The sequence below is a fragment of the Corynebacterium sp. Marseille-P8863 genome (assembly GCF_946902955.1).
In the GTDB taxonomy this organism is placed as follows: Bacteria; Actinomycetota; Actinomycetes; order Mycobacteriales; family Mycobacteriaceae; genus Corynebacterium; species Corynebacterium gottingense.
In genome coordinates this window covers 1-16,521 of sequence record NZ_CAMPQC010000022.1, presented here as the reverse complement: position 1 = coordinate 16,521, position 16,521 = coordinate 1, and the positions used below count along the sequence as shown (strand labels likewise).

At 65.0% G+C, this 16,521-nt stretch carries 18 protein-coding genes and 2 tRNA genes; 8 read left to right on the top strand and 12 right to left on the bottom strand.

Annotation, left to right across the window (positions count from 1 at the left end; genetic code table 11):
• The first annotated feature begins 103 nt into the window (after positions 1-103).
• Entirely contained in the window at positions 104-817 is a 714-nt protein-coding gene (locus tag OVO38_RS11530) for a FadR/GntR family transcriptional regulator (RefSeq protein ID WP_095275363.1), read from the top strand.
• 88 nt (positions 818-905) lie between these two features.
• Here OVO38_RS11530 and nrdE read toward each other — a convergent pair whose 3' ends face one another.
• From nrdE to OVO38_RS11505, 5 genes are all read right to left on the bottom strand, one after another.
• Positions 906-3,086 (bottom strand): class 1b ribonucleoside-diphosphate reductase subunit alpha, encoded by a 2,181-nt coding sequence (gene nrdE / locus OVO38_RS11525; RefSeq protein WP_416358594.1) that lies wholly within the window; start codon positions 3,084-3,086, stop codon positions 906-908.
• A gap of 81 nt (positions 3,087-3,167) precedes the next feature.
• Positions 3,168-3,707: a class Ib ribonucleoside-diphosphate reductase assembly flavoprotein NrdI gene (gene nrdI / locus OVO38_RS11520; protein WP_095547459.1), complete on the bottom strand. Its 540-nt coding sequence runs from the start codon at positions 3,705-3,707 to the stop codon at positions 3,168-3,170.
• Positions 3,708-3,788: 81 nt separating this feature from the next.
• Positions 3,789-4,019 (bottom strand): glutaredoxin-like protein NrdH, encoded by a 231-nt coding sequence (nrdH, locus tag OVO38_RS11515; RefSeq protein ID WP_095275361.1) that lies wholly within the window; start codon positions 4,017-4,019, stop codon positions 3,789-3,791.
• A gap of 311 nt (positions 4,020-4,330) precedes the next feature.
• Positions 4,331-4,453, bottom strand: coding sequence for a type B 50S ribosomal protein L36 (gene ykgO / locus OVO38_RS11510; protein ID WP_005511141.1), 123 nt, complete (start codon positions 4,451-4,453; stop codon positions 4,331-4,333).
• Between the two features lie 107 nt (positions 4,454-4,560).
• On the bottom strand, positions 4,561-5,937 hold the full coding sequence (locus OVO38_RS11505) for a sugar porter family MFS transporter (protein WP_122086310.1): 1,377 nt from the start codon (positions 5,935-5,937) through the stop codon (positions 4,561-4,563).
• A gap of 26 nt (positions 5,938-5,963) precedes the next feature.
• Between OVO38_RS11505 and nadE the strand changes: the two genes are divergently transcribed.
• Positions 5,964-6,809 carry an ammonia-dependent NAD(+) synthetase gene (gene nadE / locus OVO38_RS11500; protein WP_323746836.1) on the top strand — a complete coding sequence of 282 codons (846 nt, stop codon included), beginning with the start codon at positions 5,964-5,966 and terminating at the stop codon, positions 6,807-6,809.
• Here the strand turns inward: nadE and OVO38_RS11495 are convergent.
• A complete protein-coding gene (locus OVO38_RS11495; RefSeq protein ID WP_267208566.1) occupies positions 6,806-7,570 on the bottom strand; it encodes a fructosamine kinase family protein in 765 nt (254 codons plus the stop codon). The genes nadE and OVO38_RS11495 overlap by 4 nt on opposite strands.
• Positions 7,563-8,042: a methylated-DNA--[protein]-cysteine S-methyltransferase gene (locus tag OVO38_RS11490; RefSeq protein ID WP_095547463.1), complete on the bottom strand. Its 480-nt coding sequence runs from the start codon at positions 8,040-8,042 to the stop codon at positions 7,563-7,565. The genes OVO38_RS11495 and OVO38_RS11490 overlap by 8 nt, the downstream gene beginning before the upstream one ends.
• 62 nt (positions 8,043-8,104) lie before the next feature.
• Between OVO38_RS11490 and OVO38_RS11485 the strand changes: the two genes are divergently transcribed.
• On the top strand, positions 8,105-8,788 hold the full coding sequence (locus OVO38_RS11485) for a hypothetical protein (RefSeq protein ID WP_267208565.1): 684 nt from the start codon (positions 8,105-8,107) through the stop codon (positions 8,786-8,788).
• Positions 8,789-9,019: 231 nt separating this feature from the next.
• Here OVO38_RS11485 and OVO38_RS11480 read toward each other — a convergent pair.
• From OVO38_RS11480 to OVO38_RS11465, 4 genes are all read right to left on the bottom strand, one after another.
• Positions 9,020-9,092 (bottom strand) — tRNA-Ala (locus tag OVO38_RS11480).
• Positions 9,093-9,117: 25 nt separating this feature from the next.
• Positions 9,118-9,190, bottom strand: a tRNA-Ala gene (locus OVO38_RS11475).
• 142 nt (positions 9,191-9,332) lie between these two features.
• The gene (locus tag OVO38_RS11470; protein WP_267208564.1) at positions 9,333-10,097 is read right to left on the bottom strand and encodes a DsbA family protein; all 765 of its coding nucleotides are present in this window, start codon (positions 10,095-10,097) and stop codon (positions 9,333-9,335) included.
• Between the two features lie 114 nt (positions 10,098-10,211).
• Positions 10,212-10,715 carry a MauE/DoxX family redox-associated membrane protein gene (locus OVO38_RS11465; RefSeq protein WP_267208563.1) on the bottom strand — a complete coding sequence of 168 codons (504 nt, stop codon included), beginning with the start codon at positions 10,713-10,715 and terminating at the stop codon, positions 10,212-10,214.
• An 88-nt stretch (positions 10,716-10,803) separates the two neighbouring features.
• Here OVO38_RS11465 and OVO38_RS11460 point away from each other — a divergent pair, with 88 nt between their 5' ends.
• Entirely contained in the window at positions 10,804-11,400 is a 597-nt protein-coding gene (locus tag OVO38_RS11460) for a class I SAM-dependent methyltransferase (protein WP_267208562.1), read from the top strand.
• Between the two features lie 27 nt (positions 11,401-11,427).
• Entirely contained in the window at positions 11,428-12,096 is a 669-nt protein-coding gene (locus tag OVO38_RS11455) for a DUF3800 domain-containing protein (protein ID WP_267208561.1), read from the top strand.
• A 121-nt stretch (positions 12,097-12,217) separates the two neighbouring features.
• Here OVO38_RS11455 and pgm read toward each other — a convergent pair whose 3' ends face one another.
• Positions 12,218-13,876 carry a phosphoglucomutase (alpha-D-glucose-1,6-bisphosphate-dependent) gene (pgm, locus tag OVO38_RS11450; RefSeq protein ID WP_267208560.1) on the bottom strand — a complete coding sequence of 553 codons (1,659 nt, stop codon included), beginning with the start codon at positions 13,874-13,876 and terminating at the stop codon, positions 12,218-12,220.
• A gap of 208 nt (positions 13,877-14,084) precedes the next feature.
• On the opposite strand from pgm, the gene OVO38_RS11445 reads away from it, so the two are divergent.
• The 3 genes from OVO38_RS11445 to OVO38_RS11435 are packed head-to-tail and all read left to right on the top strand — an operon-like array spanning position 14,085 to position 16,227.
• Positions 14,085-15,503, top strand: a complete 1,419-nt coding sequence (locus OVO38_RS11445; RefSeq protein ID WP_267208559.1) for an alanine/glycine:cation symporter family protein — start codon at positions 14,085-14,087, stop codon at positions 15,501-15,503.
• Between the two features lie 20 nt (positions 15,504-15,523).
• Positions 15,524-15,871: a CrcB family protein gene (locus tag OVO38_RS11440; protein WP_267208558.1), complete on the top strand. Its 348-nt coding sequence runs from the start codon at positions 15,524-15,526 to the stop codon at positions 15,869-15,871.
• A 2-nt stretch (positions 15,872-15,873) separates the two neighbouring features.
• Positions 15,874-16,227, top strand: a complete 354-nt coding sequence (locus OVO38_RS11435) for a FluC/FEX family fluoride channel (protein ID WP_267208557.1) — start codon at positions 15,874-15,876, stop codon at positions 16,225-16,227.
• Positions 16,228-16,521 lie beyond the last annotated feature (294 nt).

The following is a 16,521-nucleotide window of genomic DNA, read 5'->3' as shown; positions in this document are numbered from 1 at the left end:
TCTTCCCCCGCACCGCGCGTCACGCGATTTTGTTTACCCCCGTTGAGGACTAGGATAATGGTAGTTCTATTTCTCGTTTTCCCACCATATGAGGTTGAATTCCATGGCCGCACCCCAGGAACCTTCGGCGGAGCCCCTGCTTACGTCGATCCTTGACACCCTCGGCGAGCAAATCATTTCCGGCGCCCTCGAACCCGGATACACCTTTACATTGCAGGATTTATCCTCCAGGTTCGGCATCTCTCGCACCGTTGCCCGCGAGGTCATGCGCGCGCTCGAACAGATGGGGCTCGTCTCCTCATCACGCCGCGTAGGCATTAAGGTACTGCCGCCCGAGCACTGGGCGGTGTTCGATCAGTCCGTGATCAAGTGGCGCCTCTCGTGCGCCGAGCAGCGCCCCGCGCAGATTACGTCGCTCAACGAGCTGCGCACCGCCGTCGAGCCGGTCGCCGCGCTGCTGGCCGCCAGCCACGCAACGCCCGCGCAGTCGGCGCGCCTGCTCGAGCTCGCGGAGCTGCTGGTCAAACTTTCCGAGGCGGGCGCCGGCAACACGCAGGAGTTCCTCGACGCGGACAAGGAGTTCCACACGCTGATCCTGCACGCGTCGGGCAACGAGATGTTTTCCACCCTCGCGGAACCCATCATGCACGTGCTCGAAGGCCGCACGCGCTACGGCATCATGCCGGACGATCCCTCAGTGCCCGCGATGCGCATCCATGTCGACCTGGCAAAGGCAATTAACGACGGCGACGCCTCCGCCTCCGAAGCCGCCTCCCGCGACCTGCTCACCGGGATCAAGACCTTCCTGGCGATCTAGACGGTCTCGCAGGGAAGTACAGCGAAAAGGGCCTGCACTCCGTTCTCGGTGTGCAGGCCCTTTTCCGGGTTGAGACCCAGGCTTCCGGCTACAGCATGCAGGACACGCAGCCCTCGACCTCGGTGCCTTCCAGCGCCATCTGGCGCAGGCGGATGTAGTACAGGGACTTGATGCCCTTGGTCCATGCGTAGATCTGCGCGCGGTTCAGGTCGCGGGTGGTGACCGTGTCCTTGAAGAACATGGTCAGCGACAGGCCCTGGTCCACGTAGCGGGTCGCCACTGAGTAGGTGTCCACGATGGCCTTGTAGCCAATCTCGTACGCGTCCTCGAAGAACTCCAGGTTCTCGTTGTCCATGTGCGGCGCCGGGTAGTAGACGCGGCCGATCTTGCCTTCCTTGCGGATCTCAATCTTGGAGGCGATCGGGTGGATCGACGAGGTGGAGTTGTTAATGTAGGAGATGGAGCCGGTCGGCGGCACCGCCTGCAGGTAGCGGTTGTAGATGCCGTCGCGCGCCACGTCCTGCTTCAGCTGCTGCCACTCCTCCGCGGTTGGTGCGGCGATGTTGGAAGCGTCGAAAAGCGCCTTGACCTTGTCGGTCTTGGGCTGGAAGTCGGCCGTGTCGTAGCGGTCGAAGAATTCGCCGGTGGCGTACTCGGACTTGTCAAAGTCGGCGAACGCCTGGCCCTTTTCCACCGCGATCTTGTGGGACGCACGGATTGCCTGGAACATCACGGCGGCGAAGTAGGCGTTGGTGAAGTCGAGTGCCTCCTCGGAGCCGTAGTGGATGTGCTCGCGGCCGAGGTAGCCGTGCAGGTTCATCTGGCCAAGGCCGATGGCGTGCGAGGCGTCGTTGCCCTCGCGCACGGACGGCACGGAGTTAATGGCCGTCTTGTCCGCCACGGCGGTCAGCCCGCGGATGGCGGTCTCGATGGTGCGGGCAAAGTTGTCCGAATCCATCGTCATCGCGATGTTCAGCGAGCCCAGGTTGCAGGAAATGTCGTGGCCGACCTCCTGGTAGGTCAGGTCCTCATTGAGCTCGGAGGCGGAGTTGACCTGGAGGATCTCGGAGCACAGGTTGGACATGTTGATGCGGCCGGTCTTCACCGGGTTCGCGCGGTTCGCGGTGTCCTCGAACATGATGTACGGGTAGCCGGACTCGAACTGGATCTCCGCCAGCGTCTGGAAGAACTGGCGGGCGTTGATCTTGGACTTGCGGATGCGCGGGTCCTCCACCATCTCCTCGTACTTTTCGGTCACGGAGATGTCGGCGAAGGGCTTGCCGTAGACCCGCTCGACGTCGTACGGGCTGAACAGGTACATGTCGTCGTTGCGCTTGGCCAGCTCGAAGGTGATGTCCGGGATGACCACGCCGAGCGAGAGGGTCTTGATGCGGATCTTCTCGTCCGCGTTCTCGCGCTTGGTGTCCAGGAACTTCATGATGTCCGGGTGGTGCGCATTCAGGTACACCGCGCCCGCGCCCTGGCGCGCACCGAGCTGGTTGGCGTAGGAGAAGGAGTCCTCCAGCAGCTTCATCACGGGGATGACCCCGGAAGACTGGTTCTCAATGTGCTTGATCGGCGCGCCGGACTCGCGGATGTTGCTCAGCAGCAGGGCGACGCCGCCGCCGCGCTTGGACAGCTGCAGCGAGGAGTTGATGGCGCGACCGATGGACTCCATGTTGTCCTCGATGCGCAGGAGGAAGCAGGAGACGAGCTCGCCGCGCTGCGCCTTGCCGGCGTTAAGAAATGTCGGGGTGGCGGGCTGGAAGCGGCCGGTCATGATCTCGTCCACGAGCGCGGACGCGAGCTCCTCATTGCCGTCGGCGAGGAAGAGCGCCGTCATCGCCACGCGGTCCTCGAAACGCTCGAGGTAGCGGCGGCCGTCGAATGTCTTCAGGGTGTAGGAGGTGTAGTACTTGTACGCGCCGAGGAAGGACTTAAAACGGAACTTGAAGCCGTAGGCGCGCTTGAACGTCTCCTTCACAAATTCCCAGTCGTAGGCGTCCACGACGTGCGGCTCGTAGTACTTGTTGTCCACCAGGTACTTCATTTTCTCTTCCAGGTCGTGGAAGTACACGGTGTTCTGGTTCACGTGCTGGAGGAAGAACTGATTGGCCGCTTCCCGGTCCTTATCAAACTGGATGTGGCCGTCCTCGTCGTAGAGGTTCAGCAGCGCGTTGAGCGCGTGATAATCCAACTGGTCGGTGGTATTCACCGGTTCCGGGACGACTTTCCCGTGCTTATCCGAAGCAGAAGCGTAGGTGGACACAGCAGAGCCTTTCATTCACGTTTGTCGGATCTCTAGGTTACAAGTTTGAGGTTTCTTGCGCTCGGGCGCAGGGCGCGCGCACTAGGCGCTGCGCGGATCGCGCAGGTATTTCGCCTGGTACTTGGCGCGCAGCGCGTCGAGCCGGTCCCCATTATCCGCGGGAAGCGGCTGCAGCGCCGCCTGTTGCCTTTCGCTCAACGGCGTGAGCCCGAGTGCCACCGCGTTGTGGATCAGCGAGCCGCGCACGTGCGCCACGTCGTCCCACGTCCCCATCAGCTCGAAGCGGTAGAGGTAGGGGACGTTGCACTTGCGCGCGATAATGTCGCCAGCCACGCAGTAGTCTGGGCCGAAGTTCGAATTGCCACCCGCGATCACACCGCGCAGCTGCGACCGGTTGCGCGGGTTGTTGAGGAAGCGGATGACTTGCTTGGGCACGGGCCGTGATTGAGCATTGCTTATCGACGCCCCTCCCCCGTACGTCGGACACACCAGCACAAAGGGCTCGTCCACCTCGAGCGGTGCCTCCGCCCTGCGCAGCGGGATCCGCGCGCTGGGCAACCCGACCTTTTCTACGAAACGTTTCGTATTTTCCGTCGTCGAGGAAAAGTACACGACAAGCATGCTCGCTCCAGGTGTTGAATTGTGCAGGTGGTGGGGTGCGCGCCCCGCCCAGGGCGCGCCGTGCGGCTCGCGCGGAGCCGCTTAGGCGGCGGGCTTCAGGCCGCGGATGCGATCCGGGCGGAAGCCGGACCAGTGCTCACCGTCCACCTCGACGATGGGTGCCTGCAGGTAGCCGAGCGCCATGACGTAATCACGAGCCTCCTCGTCCACCGAGATGTCGACGAGGGAGTACTCCAGGCCAGCCTTGTCGAGGGCCTTGGTGGTTGCCTTGCACTGCATGCAAGCGGGCTTCGTGTACACGGTGATGGACATAACCTGTAGCTCTTTTCTGTCGCGTTTACGGGAAGATGACGGGGTTTCCTCGGCGCTGATTCCTACCTCAGCGCAACACCAAGAAACACTATACCTTGGGGCAATTTCTGGCAAGTGATACTACATGTAGTAGTTACAGGGCTGGTATTCCCAGGATAGGCCCCAGGAATTACCCACATGTAGTCCGCTATAACCACTCCCGCACCAGCAAACGGGTTACATCCGTGCAATTTAATTTCACAAAAGCCAACACCCCGCCACCGGCCGGACGGAAATCCGGTTGGTGGCGGGGTGTTTGGGCGGGCGGTGAACTAGCCCTGGCGAGCCTTGAAGCGCGGCTCCTTCTTGTTGATCACGTAGACCTTGCCGCGGCGGCGTACAACCTGGGCGCCCGGCTTGTTCTTCAGCGACCGAAGCGACTTGCGGACCTTCATCGGGCGCTCCTTTCTTCTCGAGGTTTCATTGACCTGCGACCTCATGCCCAGCCGCAGCACGCTACCAGCATGCTGCGCGGTGCCGGGTCGCGACACGTCGATTAAGGTTACACGTTCTTCTGCCCAGCACCAAAACGCTGGCGCATCTCCGCGGCGACGTCGTCAAGACTGCGCCCCATCGTCTCCGGGACCCGGCGCGCCACGAAGACGGAGGCGACCACGCCGAAGACCGCGAAGAGGCAGAAGGTGAAGGTAGCAGAGGTGGCGTCGACAAGCGGGAGGAAGAACTGGGCGACCACCCAATTCATCACCCATAGCGCGAGCCCGGCCAGGCCCATCCCCACGCCGCGGACCTGTGGGGGCACGAGCTCGGAGATGAGCAGCCACGTCGTCGGCGAGACCGCGGCCTGTTGCGAGGCGATGAACCCCGCCATGCAGGCGAGCGCCACCCACGCCAGGGCCGCATTCCCCTCCGCGGCACGGAACATCACGGCGAGCGCGACGAGGAAGACCACGTTGCCCGCCAGACCGAGGAGCAGCAGGCGCGTGCGGCCGATCCGGTCCACCACCTGCAAGCCAACCCAGCAGGCGACCACGGACACCAGTCCAATGACGATGGAGGTGTAGACGGCGTTTTCGGTGGAGAGACCGACGGTCTCCATCATGGTGGGCGCGAAGTAGACGATCGCGTTGACGCCGGTGACCTGCTGCGTCACACCGAGTAGCGCGGCGACGAGGACTGTGGAGCGCAGCCAAGGGGTTCGGCGGAGGGTGCGCCATTCCCCGGCGCTGGCGGCCTGGCGCGTCTGGGCGTCGTCAAGCAACAGCTCCTCGAGCTCATCCGAGCTCATGCCGACGCGCGCCGCAGTCACCTCCGCCTGCCGACGTGCCCCGCGACGCGCCTGCCACAGCGGGGTTTCCGGCAGCAGGAGCATGCCGACCGCCAGCGCGGCGCCCGGGACGGCGGCGAGGCCGAGCATCCACTGCCAGCTGCCGGTGTGCGCGAGCACCGAGTTGACCAGGTACGCGAGGAGCTGGCCGACCACGATCATGAGCGTGTTCAGTGAGACGAGCTTGCCGCGGACCTTCGCCGGCGACATCTCCGCGATGTACATGGGCGTGACGATTGAGACACCGCCGACCGCGACCCCGAGAAAGGTGCGCGCCGCCGCGAGGGCCCCGACGCCGCCGGCCAGTGCGCACCAGACGGAGCCGAGGACGAAGAGGGCGCCGCCGACGATGAGTGTGCGGCGGCGGCCGAGCGCGTCTGCAACCGCGCCGCCGCCGAGGGCGCCAATGGCGGCGCCGACGAGCAGCATGGACGTCACCAGCCCCTCCTGCCCCGGAGACATGCCAAACTCAGTGGTGATAAAGAGCAGCGCGCCGCTCATCACGCCGGTGTCGTAGCCGAACAGGAGGCCGCCGAGCGCGGCCGTGGCGGCGACGGTGCGCACGTAACGTGGTGCCCGAGTGTTGTGAACCATGTCCCCCAATATGGCTGACGGCTACGATGGATGTCATGTCTGAACACGACGAAAACCTGCAGCAGGACATCATAAACGCCCTGGGTGTGCGCCCCTTGATCGATTCAGAGGATGAGGTGTCGCGCCGCGTTGACTTCCTGGTTGACTACCTCGCAGCCACAGGCGCGAACGGCTTCGTGCTGGGCATCTCCGGCGGGCAGGATTCTACCCTTGCGGGCAGGCTCGCCCAGCTCGCGGTGGAGCGGCGTCGCGCCGAGGGCGCCGAGGCCACGTTCGTCGCGGTCCGCCTCCCGCACGGCGTGCAGGCCGACGAGGACGACGCGCAGCTCGCGCTCCAGTTCATCCGCCCCGACGAGACCGTCACCGTGGACATCAAGCCCGCCACCGACGCGCTCAACGCGCAGGTCGCCTCCGCCATTGGGGTGGACGGCCTCGGCGACTTCAACAAGGGCAACGTAAAAGCCCGGCTGCGCATGGTGGCCCAGTACGCCATCGCTGGCGAGCGCGGCTTCCTGGTCATTGGCACCGACCACGCGGCGGAGAACATCACCGGCTTCTTCACCAAGTTCGGCGACGGCGCGGCCGACCTCCTCCCGCTCGCCGGCCTGAACAAGCGCCAGGGCGCCGCGCTGCTCCAGCACCTCGGCGCCACCCCGCGCCTGTGGGAGAAGGTGCCCACCGCGGACCTGGAGGAGGATCGCCCGGCGCTGCCCGATGAGGAGGCGCTCGGCGTGAGCTATTCGCTTATCGACGATTACCTGGAAGGCAAGCAAGTGCCCGCCGACACCGCAGCGCGCCTGGAACACCTCTGGCGCGTCGGCCAACACAAGCGCCACCTGCCGCCGGGGCCGACCGAGAACTGGTGGCGCTAGCTGCTCAGCCCGGAGACGACGTCGCGCGCGGCGCGGACCAGCGCCGAGGCGTAGCTCGGGCCGTGGGTGGTGGCGTGGACCGCGAGCGGGTGCAGCTGATGAACCGGGATGCGGGCGCGCCAGCCTGGCCCAAGCGTGCCGCCCGCGCCGAGGTACCCGTCCACGATCGCGTCGAAGTACGGAGCACCGAAGAGCTCCAGCATGGCGATGTCCGTCAGCGGGTGCCCGCCGTGGGCGGCCGGGTCGATGAACCTCGGCCCCTCCGGGCTAAACAGGAGGTTGCCCGCCCACAGGTCGCCGTGGATGCGCGCGAGCGGGGCGTCCTCGTCCTCGGCCAGGAGCGCGTCGCAGGCACGCTCAACCTCGACGAGCTCGTGCGCGTCCAGGTTGCCCACGGCATGCGCCGAGCGCGCGAACGGCAGCACGCGTTGGTTGACGTAAAACTCGGCCCAGCGGTCCGCCGGCACGCAGTCCTGCTCAAGGCGCCCGATGAAGTTCGGCCCCTCCCACCCGGTCGGCGGGGCGCCGAACGCCGGGGCACCCGCGGCGTGGATCGCAGCCAACTCGCGGCCGGCGCGGAGCGCGGCGTCTCGAGTTGGGCGTGCGGGTTCGACGGATTCGATGGTGAGAGTGTTCGTGGCGTCGTGAAGCGAAAGGACCTCGACCACGGCCTGCGATCCCTCGCGCAGCCAGCGAAGCCCCGCCGCCTCGGAGGCGGCGGACCCCGGCGCGCTGCCGTGCTTGGTAAAGCCCTTACACATCAATGCCCTCCTTGCCCAGCAGGTAACGTTTCGCGTCGGTCCCGCCACGGTAGCCGCCGAGACCGCCGTCCGCGCGCAGCACCCGGTGACAGGGCACGACGATGGGCAGCGGGTTGTTCGCGCAGGCGCCGCCAACCGCGCGCACGGCGTTGGGGTTTCCCACCTGCCCGGCGAGCTGCTTGTAGGTGGTGGTGGCGCCGAAGGGGACGCGGGCGAGCTCCCGGAGGACCTCGGTGCGAAACCCCGACGCAAAACGGAAGTCCAGCGGGAGCGTGAAGCTCGTGCGGTGGCCCGCGAAGTACTCCGTGAGCTGTTGGGCGGCCAGCGGTACTTCAGCGGGGCGGTCGGCGCGGTCGCGCTCGGCGTCGATGTCGTCGCACTCGAAGAGGACCTTGGCCAACCCCTTCGGTGTCACGACGAGGCCCAGGCGGCCAATTGGGGAATCGATCTGGTGGAACTGCAGCGTGTCCATGGGCCCCACCGTAGCCTGCAAACGGCCTGCTCGCCGGGGGCGCATTCGATAAACTCCAAGCTATGCACAAGAAACTTGCAAGCATTACTCTTCTCCTCGTTGCATCAGCCGCGGCGCTCGTGGGGTGCAGCGATTCCTCTTCCGAGACGATCGCGGGGACAAACCCGCCTATCGACGCCACCGTGTGCGACGGCGACGCCGGCTGCGAATCCGACATGCGCGACTTGAGCCACAAGCTGGTGGATGCCGACGACGCGAACGGCGACGGCGTTATTGACCAGGAAGAGCTCGACGCGGCATGCGACCGAATGGATAAGGAATCCGCGGAGCAAGCGGCATCCGAATCGAGCGCGGCAGCGGCAGCTTCCGAGTCTGCAGCCGCAGAGGCGTCCCGCTCCGCGCAGGCGCGCGAGGAGGCGGAGCAGTCAGCGGCGGCAGCGTCCGAGGCAGCCGCAGCGGAAGCGCGCAACCAGCAGCAGGCGCCCGAACCAGAGCCGGCACCCGCGCCGGTACAAGAATCTCCGCAGCAGGAGGCGCCAGCGCAGCAGGCTCCTGTTCAACAGGCTCCTGCCCAGCCCGCGCCGCAGCAGGGCGGGCCGATCATGGAGTGGGCCACCATGGGCCCCTACGCCTCCGAGTGGACGTGCGAGCAGGCGCGCAGCCTCTGGCCGGTGGACTCGAGCGCTTGCTACACCGGGGCCGACGGCAGCGCCTACTTCGAGGGCATGCGCCAGGCTGCGCAGTAGGCAGCCCGGCAGTGGGGATTACGTCGGCTGCGCTCATACAATCGGCACCTCAAGGTTGACGAGAACAGCTTGACGAGGGTGCGACGAAACCTCCGCATCTTCGTCATCCGGTCCTCGTCAAACAGGCCGCACCTCGCCGCCAACCACGGCCAGAGCCAGGTACCTTCCACCCCGCACCAACGAAAAAGCTGCCCGGCCAACTCACTGAGTCAGCCGGGCAGCGTGCCAAAGTGGAGCTAACGGGATTCGAACCCGTGACCCCCACACTGCCAGTGTGGTGCGCTACCAACTGCGCCATAGCCCCGTAGGTGAATATGTAATTGTAGGAGTGGAGCTAACGGGATTCGAACCCGTGACCCCCACACTGCCAGTGTGGTGCGCTACCAACTGCGCCATAGCCCCAGTTTGGGATTGCATGGACCGGCAGCGACCGGCCCGAAGCACTTTGCTCAATATACACGCGCGCCCGCTGGCGAACCAAATCGCCTGCGGGCGCGAATTCTGACAACTCCACCCGGCGGGGCCGGGCGGGGTGTGCAGGGGGCTACTTGCTGTTCTTCAGGGTCTCCACCCAAGCGTCGCGGTCGCCCTCAATGTCCTTGCCGTCGACCATCACGCGCGGGGTCCAAGCGCCCTGCTGGTCGGCCGGGGCGTCCTTGGTGCGGTCCTCCTGCAGCTTAATGTTCGCGTCGGAGACCTCCTTCGCGGTGTCCATGTACTTGCCGTCGCGAATCTCCTGCACGGCATCCCCGGATGCGCCGTAGTCCTCGGCCAGCTTGGCCAGGTCTTCAGCCTCGAGCTTCTTGTACACGTCCTGCTGGTTCCCAAACAGGTAGTAGCGCAGGTTGAGCGCGGCGTTCGTGTCGTTGTGCGCGAACAGTGCCAGCTCCGCCGCCAGGGTGCGGGTGGAGTGATCCGGCGAGTACGCGTCGCCACGGCCGTCCAACGCCACCATTGGGCGCAGCTCAATCTGGATCTCGCCTGCCTTCAGCGCCTCGAGCGCCTGGTCGCCCGTCGCTTCCTCCAGCTCGGCACAGTGGGAGCAGGAGAAGTCTTCGAACAGGTCAGCCTCCGGAGCGCCCTCCGCACCCTCGGCGGCGAGGTGGATCACGTCGGACCCTTCCTCCCAGGTAGAGGTGATACCGGTCGTGTCAATCATCTCCTCGGCAATCGCGTCCTTGCGGTCCTTCTTACCGTTGAAGACGATGATGCCAATCACAATCGCGGCGATCGCAATGACGGCGACGATGGCCCAAATGAAGCCGGCGCCACCCTTCGCGTTCGGGTTCTGGACCTTACGAGTGGTCAATGTAGGTTCTCCTCAATATCAGAAGCGGTTGTGGCCGGTCGGCGCTGCCACGCGGGTTTCGGTAGCGTCGATAAGCGCCGCTCTACCCCGCGGATTATACGGCACGACCTGGCCCTAGGGGTAGATGGCGAATTTCTTGAACGGGCGATAGATCATGAACAGCGTGATCGCGATGTAGATAACGTCGCGCCCCACGGTGGCCAGGAGGTTTGTCCCCTCGGTGCCCTCAGTGTTGGGGTCGAAGCAGCCGCAGTCAATGATCAGGCCGCGCTGCCACGCGGAGAGCATGCCGATAATAAACAGGCTCAGCACGCCGATGGAGACCCAGCCCGCGGGCCGCAGCTTGATCCCCAGGAGCAGGAGGAGCCCGCCCGCGAGTTCGAGGGGGCCGATGATGTGCGCGAGTAGGTAGGACCAGTCGCGTGTAAAAATCTCGTACGCGGCGATGGTTTGCGTCACGTCCAGCACGGCGCCGATTTTCGGGATCGCCGCCTTAATCCACACGTAGGCCATGAAAAATCGGGCCGCCGCCGAAAGCACGTCGAGCACGAGCGCGCGCGTGCTGCGCTTCGCCTCCACCTGCTCAGTGGGCGCGTCCGTTGCATCTATTGTCGTCACAACCAGCAGCGTAGCGCAGCGCTGCATACCGCGGGAAGCCTCCACTCCGATTAATGGTGTGATCTGTGACTCGCCTATACTCGGCTCCATGCCTACCTGGAAAGACATCACCACCGCGAATCCCGCCCACTCCGAAAATTATGCACAGCGATGGAGAGCATTCGTCGCCCAAGGCAAAGACATCGACGGCGAGGCCAGGCTTATCGACGCCACCGTGCCCCGCCACGCACGCATCCTCGACGCAGGCTGCGGCACCGGCCGCGTCGGCGGCTACCTTGCCCGGCGCGGACATGAGGTGATTGGCACCGACCTCGACCCGATCCTCATCGGCCACGCGAAGGAGGACTTCCCCGACGCAACTTGGCTGGTCGGCGACCTGTCCGAGGACGAGATCCCCGCCCACGACATCGACGTCGCCGTGTGTGCCGGCAACGTGATGGGCTTCCTTGACCCCGCCGGCCGAGCGCCGGCGCTGGAAAACATCTTCCGCGCCCTGCGCCCCGGCGGCCGCCTCTTCGTCGGCTTCGGCGCGGGCCGCGGCTGGAGCTTCGACGACTTCCTCGCCACCGCCAAGGAAGCCGGCTTCGCGGTCCAGTACTGCTACGAGAGCTGGGACCTCCAGCCGTTCACCCAGGACTCGGCGTTCTTGGTTGCCCAGCTCGCGCGCCCAGCATCTGGACAGTAGCCCTGCACCATTACACAATTTTCTTCAATGCCTCGACGCATATACCTCTACGCAGACGAAACTGGAAACCTTGACTACAAAGGCTCCCCAAACCCGAAAGGCGGTGGCGCGTCAACGTATTTCGGCTTCGGGACAGCTACCTTCGATACGGCGCGTCACGGAGATGATCTCATCGAAGGCCTTCATCTAAGGGCGAGTCGCTCCAAGGAAGGCATATCTCTCGCAAGGGGTTTCCACGCTGTCGACGATTCCGCCAAGACTCGAAACGAAATGTTTTCACTTATCAAGAGCCAAGCGCCACGTTTCGACACGACTTTTTTATACAAAGCGAACGCATATCCATACGTCAAAGCCGACGGACCATTGCGACTCTACAAAATGGCGTGGTTTCTTCATCTTAAGAAAATCGCCCTACAGGTATCCCGGCCAGACGATGAGCTCTACGTCGTCGTCGCAGAATTTGGCACCAAACAGATACGGAAAGCTGCGTCCGAAGCGGTAGCAGAGGTCTGCGACCAGATCAACAGAAACATCACACTTTGCGTATGGACTGCGCAATCCTCTTGGGGTCTCCAGGTGGCGGATTACGGTCTTTGGGCAGTTCAGCGTCATCTCGAGGGCAAGAAATGTACATGGTTCGAGCCTTGTATTAAACCAACGCTCTCCACGCTATTTACCCCCCTGGGGCCGGCCTGAAAATCACTGAAACCGGCTATCCCGCCTGTGAAGGTGGGAAGTCCTCCCCTGGAGGACTTATCGCCGGTTTCACCCACAGCTTAGTCGCGCAGCTTCGACTACGGCAACCCCTGTGTAGCCCCTACTCCCCCAGCACGTCGGCGACGACAGCCTTCGCCGCCTCCTGCACCTGCTTGAGGTGCTCTTCGCCCTTGAAGGACTCCGCGTAGATCTTGTACTTGTCCTCGGTGCCCGACGGGCGGGCAGCGAACCACGCGTTCTCCGTGGTTACTTTGAGCCCACCGATGGCTGCACCGTTGCCCGGTGCCTCGGTGAGCTTCGCGGTGATCGGCTCGCCGGCGAGCTCGGTCGCGCTGACTTGGTCCGGCGAGAGCGCCTTGAGGGTCGCTTTCTGCTCGCGGTTCGCGGGGGCGTCGATACGCGCGTAGGCGGGTGCCCCGAAGTTTTCGGCCAACTCCGCGTAGCGCTGCGACGGGGTCTTGCCGGTTACGGCGGTGATCTCTGCAGCGAGCAAGTCCATGATCAGGCCGTCCTTGTCAGTGGACCAGACGGTGCCGTCCTTGCGCAGGAAGGAGGCGCCGGCGGACTCTTCGCCACCGAAACCGATCTGCCCGTCGATAAGCCCGGGCACGAACCACTTGAAGCCGACGGGGACCTCGACGAGCGTGCGGCCAAGCGACTCCACAACGCGGTCGATCATGGAGGAAGACACGAGCGTCTTCCCCACTGCGGTGTCATCGGCCCAGCCGTCGCGGTGGCTGAACAGGTACTCGATGGCCACGGCCAAGTAGTGGTTCGGGTTCATCAGCCCGGCGTCCGGGGTGACAATGCCGTGGCGGTCCGCGTCTGCGTCATTGCCGGTGGCGATGCCGTACTTATCGCGGTTGTGCACGAGCGACGCCATGGAGTTCGGGCTGGAGCAGTCCATGCGGATCTTGCCGTCGGTATCCAGCGTCATGAACCGCCAGGTGGCGTCCACGTTCGGGTTGACTACCTGCATGTTCAGGCCGTGGCGCTCGGCGATCGCGCCCCAGTAGTCCACCGACGCGCCGCCCATCGGGTCCGCGCCGATGCTCAGTCCGGAGCCGCGGATTGCGTCGATGTCCACCACATTCGGCAGATCGTCGACGTAGTTGCCCAGGAAGTCGAAGCGTTCGGCGCGGTCATCCAGCACGCCGGTGACGTTGACTCGGCGCACACCCTCCAGGCCGCGGGCGAGGTACTGGTTGGCGCGCTCGGCGATCCAGTCTGTGGCGTCCGCACCAGCAGGGCCGCCGCTGGGCGGGTTGTACTTGAAGCCGCCGTCGCGCGGCGGGTTGTGCGAGGGGGTAATCACGATGCCGTCCGCGCGCTTCGGGTCCGTGCCGGTCACGCCACCGGTGAGCTTGGCATTGTGCGCCAGAATCGCGTGCGAGACTGCGGGGGTGGGGGTGTAGCGCCCCGCGGCGTCGACAAGCACTGGCACCTCGTTCGCAATGAGGACCTCGAGCGCGGTGACCATCGCCGGCTCGGAGAGCGCGTGGGTGTCGCGGCCGATGAAGACGGGGCCGCCGATGGAGTTAGCGCGGCGGTAATCCACGATGGCCTGCGTGGTGGCCAGGATGTGCGGCTCGTTGAACGCGTTGTCCAGCGCGGACCCGCGGTGCCCGGAGGTGCCGAAGCTGACCTGCTGGTCAGGGTCCTCCGCGTCGATGTCGCGCGTGTAATAAGCCGTGACCAGCGCGGCGATGTCGATCAGGTCTCCGGGCTGGGCGAGTTGACCAGCGCGTTCGTGTGCCATGTGCGTGCTCCTTGTGTCTCCGTCAGGCGCGCCGCTTCTCGACGCCCCCTGCTCACCCCCATCTTCCATGCTCCAACCAATTTCTGCCAGGATTCGTATTTTTATCACTCGACAGGTTATTCTAACGTCCAAAGTTCCGTTCGCATTGCGCACGGCAGCGCGAAGGCGGCGTGAGCCTATCCCCAATTCCTGCCCGAAACGTGGAGTTATGACCTCATCGTTGAATGACGTCCTCAGCGCGGTGTCCACCGTCGTCTGGGGGCCCTTCGTCCTCATGCCGCTGCTGCTCGGCACCGGCCTGTACCTCACCATCCGGCTCGGCGGCATCCAGTTCCGCACGCTCGGGCGCGCCACGCGCCATGCGTTTATTGATACGAGCAGCGAGGGCGCCGGCGACATCTCCAACTACCAGGCACTCACCACGGCGCTCGCCGCGACGGTGGGCACGGGCAACATCGTTGGCGTTGCCACCGCGCTGTCCATCGGCGGTCCGGGGTCGCTGTTCTGGATCTGGGTGACCGGACTCGTCGGCATGGCCACCAAGTACAGCGAGGCCTACCTGGGCGTTCGCTTCCGCACGACCGACAAGCACGGCAAACAGCAGGGCGGACCCCAGACCTATCTGCGCCGCGGGATTCCCGGTGGCCTGGGCAAAGTGCTCGCCGCGGCATTCATGCTGTTTACCATTTTCGCGTCGTTTGGCATCGGCAACCTGGCCCAGGGCAACTCGATTGCCGCCGGCATGGAGGACGCGTTCGGCGTCGACCCGGTCGTCTCCGGCATCCTCATCTTCCTCTGCGTGGGCGCCGCCGTCCTCGGCGGCATCGAGGGCATTGGCAAGATCACGGCCGCGTTCGTGCCGCTGATGATCGTCATTTACGTGGTTGGCGGTATCGCCGTGCTCATCACCATGGCCGACCAGATCCCGGCGGCGCTGAGCGCGATTTTCACCGGCGCGTTCTCCGGCTCCGCCGCCGCTGGCGGGTTCGTCGGCTCCGGGATCATGCTGGCCATCCAGTTCGGCGTGGCTCGCGGCATCTTTTCTAACGAGTCGGGCATGGGCTCCGCCGCCATCGCCGCTGCCGCCGCGAAGACGGAGCACCCCGTGCGCCAGGGGCTGGTGTCCATGACCCAGACGTTCATTGACACCATCATCGTTGTCACCATCACCGGCCTGGTCATCGTCACCTCTGGCACGTGGCAGATGGGGCGCGACGAGGCAGCGGTGATGACCGCGGCCGGCTTCGCCGAGGGGCTTCCCGGCCACTGGGGAGGGACGATCGTCTCGATCTCCCTCATCTTCTTCGCGTTCTCCACCATCTTGGGCTGGTCCTACTACGGCGAGCGCTCCATCGTGGCGCTGTTTGGCCAGTGGATCAGCGTGCCATACCGCATGTTCTTCACCGCGCTCTCGTTCGTCGGCGCGACCTCCGAGCTCGAACTCGCGTGGACCTTCTCCGACCTCGCCAACGGACTCATGGCCATTCCAAACCTCATCGGCTTACTCATCCTCTCTGGGCTCGTCGCCCGCGAGACCCGCGAATACCTCAGGTTCGACCCCAAGCTCAAGAAGTCGCCTGACGACGTCGCCCGCTTCGTCCAGCAGCAACGCATGGACTGGCGCTAGCCGCCTGCTAGGCTGGCGGCATGCAGGGTCCACTCAATGAAGCGCTCCTCGTCGGCCTCGGCGCCGCACTGGGGGCGCTTTTGCGCGCCGCCCTTGTCGCCGTCATCCCAGGCTCCGCGATCCTCGTCACCTTGGGCATCAATGCCGCCGGATCCTTCGCCATGGGCTACTTCAAGCCCGGACCCTTCCTTGGCACCGGGGCCCTCGGCGGCTTCACCACCTTTTCCGCGATGACGGTCGCCGCAGCCACGTCCAGCGCGATCTGGGCTCTCGGCATCATCGCGGTGAGTTTCATCGTCTGCGTCGGAGCTTGGTTGCTTGCCGACGCCACGTCCCCCCACCCCTACCGCACACAGGCAAGGCCCTGAGCATGGCTTTGCTGATCTGGACCACGGTTGCCATCATCGCGGGAGCCTTCGCCGGCGGCGTTTCCCGGTGGGCACTAGCGCATATCCCCGCTCCGCGCGTGGGGACGTGGGCCGCGAATATGGTCGCTTGCTCCATCCTCGGCTTCGTCTCCGGCCACGGAGGCTTGGTCGCGATGGCCATCGGCACGGGCTTCGCCGGCGCCCTCTCCACCTGGTCCACCCTGGCCAAGGAGCTCGGCCAGCTCATCCGTGATCGGAATTGGAGCGAGCTGGTGCGCTACGCCTTAGCGACGGCAGTGCTGAGCCTCGTCGCCGCCGGCTTCGGGCTCCGCTGGGGCGCTCTCGCATTCGGGTAGGACTGCGCCCTCCTCGACGTGACGCGGGGCCGTCGGGTTCCTAACTCCACGGCTGCTCGGTAGGGCGGTCGACCTTGCTATGGCGGGGGGGGGGGGGGGGGGGCCGCCGGGGTGGGTGCCGGCTCGGGGGGGGCTTCGTCTGGCTCGGGGGTTTGGGGGGGGGTGGGGGTGGGGGGTTTGCGAGGATGACGTGTGTTTTACCGTCGCTTTGGGTGTTTTGCGGAAAGGGGGGGGCGAATTCACGCCGGCCCCCCGTCTCGCATCCTCCGCAAGGGGAGTTCGTCAAATAGACGC